This is a genomic window from Pseudomonas sp. FW305-3-2-15-E-TSA4 (assembly GCF_058787295.1).
In genome coordinates this window covers 22,419-28,733 of sequence record NZ_JBYSZP010000027.1, presented here as the reverse complement: position 1 = coordinate 28,733, position 6,315 = coordinate 22,419, and the positions used below count along the sequence as shown (strand labels likewise).

Genomic DNA, 6,315 nt, shown 5'->3' with positions numbered 1-6,315 from the left:
GTGCCAGACAACGCAGATGTTGAATGTGCCGGCCTCTTCGCGAGCAGGCTCGCTCCCACAATGGATTTGTGTTGCCCTCGTAATCTGCTGACGCCGCTGATGCCCGGCTTGTGAGGCTTTCAGGCCTGACGCGGTTTACGGCCTGACACAAAATGGCTCACATCGTTAAACCCCGGCGTCGAAGCATGCCCCGGCGTCACCAGCGAGTCGATAAACGCTTCATCCTCCGCCGTGATCTGCACCGCCTGCGCCTTGGTATAAGCATCCCACTGCTGTTCGGTGCGCGGCCCGACAATCGCCGAGGTCACCGCGCTGTTGTTCAGCACCCAGGCAATCGCGAATTCGACAATCCCGACGCCACGGCCCTGGGTGTACTGCTGAATCTGCTGGGCGATGCGCAGCGATTCCACGCGCCATTCGGTTTCCAGAATGCGTTTGTCCTGACGCCCGGCGCGGCTGTTGGCGTCCGGGGTTACGTCGGGTGCGTATTTGCCGCTGAGCACGCCACGGGCCAGCGGGCTGTAAGGCACCACGCCAAGACCATAGGTTTGCGCGGCACTGATCTGCTCGGTCTCGGCCTGACGGTTGACGATGTTGTACAGCGGCTGACTGATCACCGGGCGGTCGATACCGAGCTTGTCAGCGATGCGAATCACCTCGGCGATGCGCCAGCCGCGATAGTTCGACAGGCCCCAGTAACGGATCTTGCCCTGACGAATCAGGTCGCCGATCGCCGACACCGTGACTTCCAGCGGCGTGTTGTGGTCTTCGCGGTGCAGGTAATAGATGTCGAGATAGTCGGTGCCAAGACGGGTCAGGCTGGCCTCCAGACCATTGAAGATGTGCTTGCGGCTCAAGCCGCTGCGGTTCGGCACGCCGTCCGCCGGGCCGAAACCGACCTTGGTTGCCAACACCCATTCGTGCCGATGGCGGGCAATCGCCTCGCCGACGATTTCTTCCGAGCGGCCGTTGGTATAGACGTCGGCAGTGTCGATGAAATTGATGCCCTGATCCCAGGCCTTGTCGATGATGCGCAGCGAGTCCTCGGCGCTGGTTTGCTCGCCAAACATCATCGTGCCGAGGGTGAGGGTGGACACCTGCAACCCCGAGTGCCCCAGTGTGCGATAGCTCATGCCGAAATCCTTTTATCGGGTGGGAAAACTCCAATCAAATACCAGAAGCATCCGACGGGGCAAAGTGAATTATCGACTGAGCGCTGCGCAACGCGTCTGCAAAAACGCCTGCAACACCCGAACGCGCTCGGACACTTGCACCCGATGCGGGCACAGCAGATTGAACGGCACGCTCTCGCCATGCCAGTCATCGAACAGCGTCAGCAGGCGTCCGCCGCGCACATCCTCGGCGACGTCCAGCCAGGCTTTGTAGGCAATGCCATGCCCGGCCAGGGCCCAGCGCCGCGCGACTTCGCCGTCATCGCTGAAGTAATCGCCGTGTACTTCAACCTCCAGCGTTTCGTCCTCGCGACTGAAGCGCCAGGTGTTGTAGGGCCGACCATTGCGCAGGTAGAGCAGGGCGCTGTGTTCGCACAGTTCGCCGGGATGTTGCGGTGTGCCATGGCGGGCCAGATAGTCCGGGCTGGCGCAGGCAACACGGCGATGCGCCGGCAGAATCGGCAACGCTACCAGCGTCGAATCACTGGGCACACCAAAGCGCAGCGCGACATCCACGGTTTCGCGGAACAGATCGGCGTGCCGATCGTTGAGCAGCAATTGCAGTTGAATATTCGGGTGTTCACGTTTGAAATCGTCCAGCCACGGCAACAACACGTTGCGCCCGAAGTCCGAGGGCGCCGCCAGTTGCAGCACACCGCTGAGGCCTTCGCCGTGTTGCTTCAGTGCCTGCTCACCTTCGGCCAGGGCGGACAGGGCGAGGCGCACGCTGTCGAGATAACGCCGACCTTCTTCGGTCAGACGCATGCTTCGGGTAGAGCGCGCGAGCAGGCGGATGCCGAGGCGGGTTTCCAGACGCTTCAAGGCGATGCTTGCGGCGGCCGGCGTCAGTTCCAGCGCGCGGGCAGCGGCGGAGATGCTGCCGGAGTCGGCCACGCGTACGAAGATCTCCAGATCGAGAATCGAGCTCATTGGTAAAAATCCTTTAAAGATCTGTGCGTTTTTGCGGGATTTTTCCGTGATTGGCAAGTCGGGGCGTTGTAATCATTAAGCAAAAAAGATCGCAGCCTGCGGCAGCTCCTACAGGGAAACGCGTATTTCCATGCAGGAGCTGCCGCAGGCTGCGATCTTTTGATCTGGAAGCGTGATTACGCGCGCAGCGTCCGCGTCATGCGCAATGCCAGCAAACTGCCGCCGACAATCACACCCGCCAGCAGATACAACGCCGCATCGGTCGAACCGGTGCTGTCCTTGACCCAACCCACCAGGTACGGGCTGAGGAAACCGGCCATCTGCCCCATCGAGTTGATCAACGCCAGACCACCGGCCGCCGCGCCCGCGCTCAACAGGGCAGTCGGCACTGGCCAGAACATCGGCAGGCCGGTCAGCGCGCCCATGGTTGCAAGGGTCAGGCCGAGGATGGCGATGGCCGGGTTGGCGGCGAAGTTCACGGCGATCAGCAGACCGAGCGCGCCCATCAGCATCGGTACGACCAAGTGCCAACGCCGTTCTTTGCGCAAGTCCGCCGAACGCCCGACCAGCAACATGAACACCGCCGCCAGCAGATAGGGGATCGCACTCAGCCAGCCGATCACCAGGTTGTCGCTGAAGCCGAGGTTCTTGATGATCGACGGCAGCCAGAAGTTGATCGCGTACACGCCGCTCTGGATGCAGAAGTAGATCAGGCCAAAGGCCCAGATCGCCGGGTTCTTGAACACCGCGAGCAGCGAGTCGGAGGTGGTTTTCGGCTTGTTCGCCAAGTCTTCGGCCTGATCCGCCTCAAGCACCGCGCGCTCGTGCGGGCTCAGCCACTTGGCATTGGCGAAGCTGTCGCTGAGCAGGAAATAGGCGAGGGCGCCGAGAATCACGGTCGGAATACCTTGCAGCAGGAACATCCACTGCCAGCCGGCCAGTCCACCCTGGCCGGCGGCGAAGTGATTGAGGATCCAGCCGGAGAACGGGCTGCCAAGCAAACCGGAGACCGGGATCGCCGACATGAACAGCGCCATGATCCGGCCACGGCGGAACGTTGGGAACCACTGCGAAAGATACAGCACCACGCCCGGGAAGAACCCGGCTTCGGCGGCCCCGGTGAACAGGCGCAGGGTGTAGAACTGGGTCGGGGTGGTGACGAACAACAGGCAGGTCGACAGCGTGCCCCAAGTGATCATCATCAGCGCGATCCAGCGGCGCGGGCCGAATCTGGTCAGCGCCAGGTTGCTCGGCACGCCGCACAGCACGTAGCCGATGAAGAAGATCCCGGCACCGAGGCCGTATACGGTTTCACTGAACTTCAATGCGTCGAGCATCTGCAGTTTGGCGAAGCCAACGTTGACCCGGTCGAGGTAGTTGAACAGGTAGCAGATGAAGATGAAGGGGATCAAACGCAGGGTGATGCGTTTGTAGACGGCGTTTTTACCGTCGTCGATGGTCTGGGTAGCTGCGGCGCTCTGCGACATAGCGGCTCTCTCTTTATTATGATTTTTTGCGATGCACAGGTTAACGTTGATCGCCCCGAGAGTCTCGGCCACCTGTGGCCGGATTGTCTTTGTGCCTGAGCACAGGGTTTGCCGCCAGACCCTGTGCGGGTGAACAACCGTCCGCCGCCGCTGCTTAAGGATTTTGCCGATCATGTTCGAACTCGATCACGACCTCGCTCAGGATATCGTCGACCGGGCCATGGCCATTTTGCCCTACAACGTCAACGTCATGGACAGCCAGGGCCTGATCCTTGGCAGCGGCGAGCCGGAGCGCATCAACACCCGTCACGAAGGTGCGCAACTGGTGCTGGCCAACGGGCGGGTGGTAGAGATCGATGCACAAACCGCCGTGCACTTGAAGGGTGTGCAGCCGGGCATCAACCTGCCGCTGATGCTTGATCAACGCCTGATCGGCGTGCTTGGCATTACCGGCGAACCGGAGCAACTGCGCACCTACGCCGAACTGGTGCGCATGACCGCCGAAATGCTCGTCGGCCAGCGCAACCAGCAGGCCGAGCAGCAATGGCGGCGCCAGCGTTGCGATGACCTGTTGGCGTTGCTGTTGAGCGACGCCGGCGACTCGCCGCGACTGATCGATGAGGCGCAGCAACTGGGGCTCAAGCCGCAGTTGACCCGGGTGCCGTATCTGTTCGAACTGGGTCTGGAGCATGGGCCGGGGCAAACCGTCGAGGCGTTGAGCGCGTGGTTGACCTCGCGCTATCCGGACAGCTGGTGCGTGAGTTCGGCCAAGTCGTCGCTGCTGTGGTGCCGACCCGCAAGTCAAACGGTTGAGCATGATCGCCTGCTGGAAAAACTCGATGGCCTGGGCTGGAACATTCTGCGCATCGCTGTGGGTGGGCAGGCGGATGGGCTGGCCGGGTTACGCCGCTGTTATCGGCGGGTTGGCGATCTGCTGGCTTATGGCCGGGAAGTGCTGCCGAATTCGCGATTGCTGACGCTCAATCGCTATCGCTTGCCGGTGATGCTCTGGCGCCATCGCAACGATGATGCGCTGGATGAGTTGCTCAAACCGTTGCGCAAGGTCATCGCCAAGGACGGCAACGGCCAGTTGCTCGCAACCCTGCGCAGCTGGTGTGAACACGACGGGCAGAGTCAGGCCTGCGCCGATGCGCTGGGCATTCATCGCAACAGCTTGCGTTACCGGATGGAGCGGATTGCCGAGTTGAGCGGGGTAGATCCGCTGAAGCTCGACGGGATGCTGGCGCTATATCTCGGGGTGCAATTGCTGCCGCAGACTGACCCGAGTTGATCGGGTGTTTTCAGAGACGCCATCGCGAGCAGGCTCACTCCTACATTTGAAATGCATTCCCCTGTAGGAGTGAGCCTGCTCGCGATAGGGCCACAACATTCATCCCCAAGGCTTTTGTAGAAATGAACAATAATCGCCCACTGCACTTGTGCAGCGGACAGGCGTCAATGCGCAGGCCGACTGGCAGCATGAGGTGCATTGGAACTGGAGAATTCGCATGAAGATCGTCATCGCCCCCGATTCGTTCAAGGACAGCCTGAGTGCCCAAGGCGTTGCCGAAGCCATTGCGCTGGGGTTGGCGCAAGTCTGGCCGCAAGCAACACTGGTCAAATGCCCGATGGCCGACGGCGGCGAGGGCACGGTGGAATCGATTCTTGCCGCATGCGAGGGTGAACTGCGCCGCACCCCAGTGCGCGGGCCGCTGGGTGCGCCGGTCGACGCCGCGTGGGGCTGGTTGCCACACAATCACACCGCGATCATCGAAATGGCCGAGGCCAGTGGTTTGCAATTGGTGCCTACGGGGCAACGCGATGCCTGCATCACCAGCACCTTCGGCACCGGCGAACTGATTCGCGCCGCGCTGGATGCCGGCGCGCAACGGGTGATTCTGGCGATTGGCGGCAGCGCCACCAACGACGGCGGCGCCGGCGCGATGCAGGCGCTCGGGGTGAAATTGCTCGATGCGCAGGGTCAGCCATTGGTGCCGGGCGGCTTGGCGCTGGCACAACTGGCGCGACTGGACTTGAGCGAGCTTGATCCGCGTCTGGCCCACGTGCGCTTCGACATCGCCGCCGACGTTAACAATCCGCTGTGCGGCCCGCACGGCGCCTCGGCGATTTTCGGCCCGCAAAAGGGCGCGTCGCCGGCGCAAGTGCAGCAACTGGATCAGGCGCTGGGGCATTTCGCCGAGCTCTGCGCGCAAGCGTTGGGCAAGGACGTTCGCGATGAGCCGGGCAGTGGTGCAGCGGGCGGACTGGGTTTTGCGGCCAAGGCGTTTCTCGGTGCGCAATTTCAGGCCGGCGTAGAGGTGGTCGCCGAGTTGGTGGGCCTGGCTGAAGCGGTCAACGGCGCCGACCTGGTGATCACTGGCGAAGGGCGCTTCGACGCGCAGACCTTGCGCGGCAAGACCCCGTTCGGCGTGGCGCGGATTGCCAAGCAGCACGGCGTGCCGGTGATCGTCATCGCCGGCACCTTAAGTGAGGGTTATCAGGAACTCTACGAGCACGGCATCGACGCCGCATTCGCCGTCACCAGCGGCCCGATGACCCTGGAGCAGGCCTGTGCCGAAGCTCCACGCTTGTTGCGCGAACGGGCGACTGACATTGCCCGCGTCTGGCAGATGGCCAAACTCAATGACTGACTTCCTGAAGATTTTGTGGAGAGGGGATAAATCCCCTCTCCACAGGGGGTTAGTGTCAAGGTGTTTTAGTGGTGA

At 62.1% G+C, this 6,315-nt stretch carries 5 protein-coding genes; 2 read left to right on the top strand and 3 right to left on the bottom strand.

The genetic code is table 11. The features are described 5' to 3' along the window. Positions 1-119: 119 nt before the first annotated feature. From AC3WMV_RS26855 to AC3WMV_RS26845, 3 genes are all read right to left on the bottom strand, one after another. Positions 120-1,133, bottom strand: a complete 1,014-nt coding sequence (locus AC3WMV_RS26855; protein ID WP_096797424.1) for an aldo/keto reductase — start codon at positions 1,131-1,133, stop codon at positions 120-122. 69 nt (positions 1,134-1,202) lie between these two features. Further along, positions 1,203-2,102, bottom strand: a complete 900-nt coding sequence (locus AC3WMV_RS26850; protein WP_103368988.1) for a LysR family transcriptional regulator — start codon at positions 2,100-2,102, stop codon at positions 1,203-1,205. A 176-nt stretch (positions 2,103-2,278) separates the two neighbouring features. Beyond that, positions 2,279-3,589 carry an MFS transporter gene (locus AC3WMV_RS26845; protein ID WP_103368989.1) on the bottom strand — a complete coding sequence of 437 codons (1,311 nt, stop codon included), beginning with the start codon at positions 3,587-3,589 and terminating at the stop codon, positions 2,279-2,281. Between the two features lie 172 nt (positions 3,590-3,761). Between AC3WMV_RS26845 and AC3WMV_RS26840 the strand changes: the two genes are divergently transcribed. Continuing rightward, complete coding sequence (locus tag AC3WMV_RS26840; protein ID WP_103368990.1) at positions 3,762-4,880, top strand: sugar diacid recognition domain-containing protein; 1,119 nt, start codon at positions 3,762-3,764, stop codon at positions 4,878-4,880. A gap of 217 nt (positions 4,881-5,097) precedes the next feature. Next, positions 5,098-6,240 carry a glycerate kinase gene (locus AC3WMV_RS26835; protein ID WP_103368991.1) on the top strand — a complete coding sequence of 381 codons (1,143 nt, stop codon included), beginning with the start codon at positions 5,098-5,100 and terminating at the stop codon, positions 6,238-6,240. Positions 6,241-6,315 lie beyond the last annotated feature (75 nt).

Coding starts and splice junctions, on each gene's coding strand:
- AC3WMV_RS26855 (WP_096797424.1), bottom strand. CDS start 1,133: ATGAGCTATCGCACACTGGGGCACTCGGGGTTGCAGGTGTCCACCCTC.
- AC3WMV_RS26845 (WP_103368989.1), bottom strand. CDS start 3,589: ATGTCGCAGAGCGCCGCAGCTACCCAGACCATCGACGACGGTAAAAAC.
- AC3WMV_RS26835 (WP_103368991.1), top strand. CDS start 5,098: ATGAAGATCGTCATCGCCCCCGATTCGTTCAAGGACAGCCTGAGTGCC.
- AC3WMV_RS26840 (WP_103368990.1), top strand. CDS start 3,762: ATGTTCGAACTCGATCACGACCTCGCTCAGGATATCGTCGACCGGGCC.
- AC3WMV_RS26850 (WP_103368988.1), bottom strand. CDS start 2,102: ATGAGCTCGATTCTCGATCTGGAGATCTTCGTACGCGTGGCCGACTCC.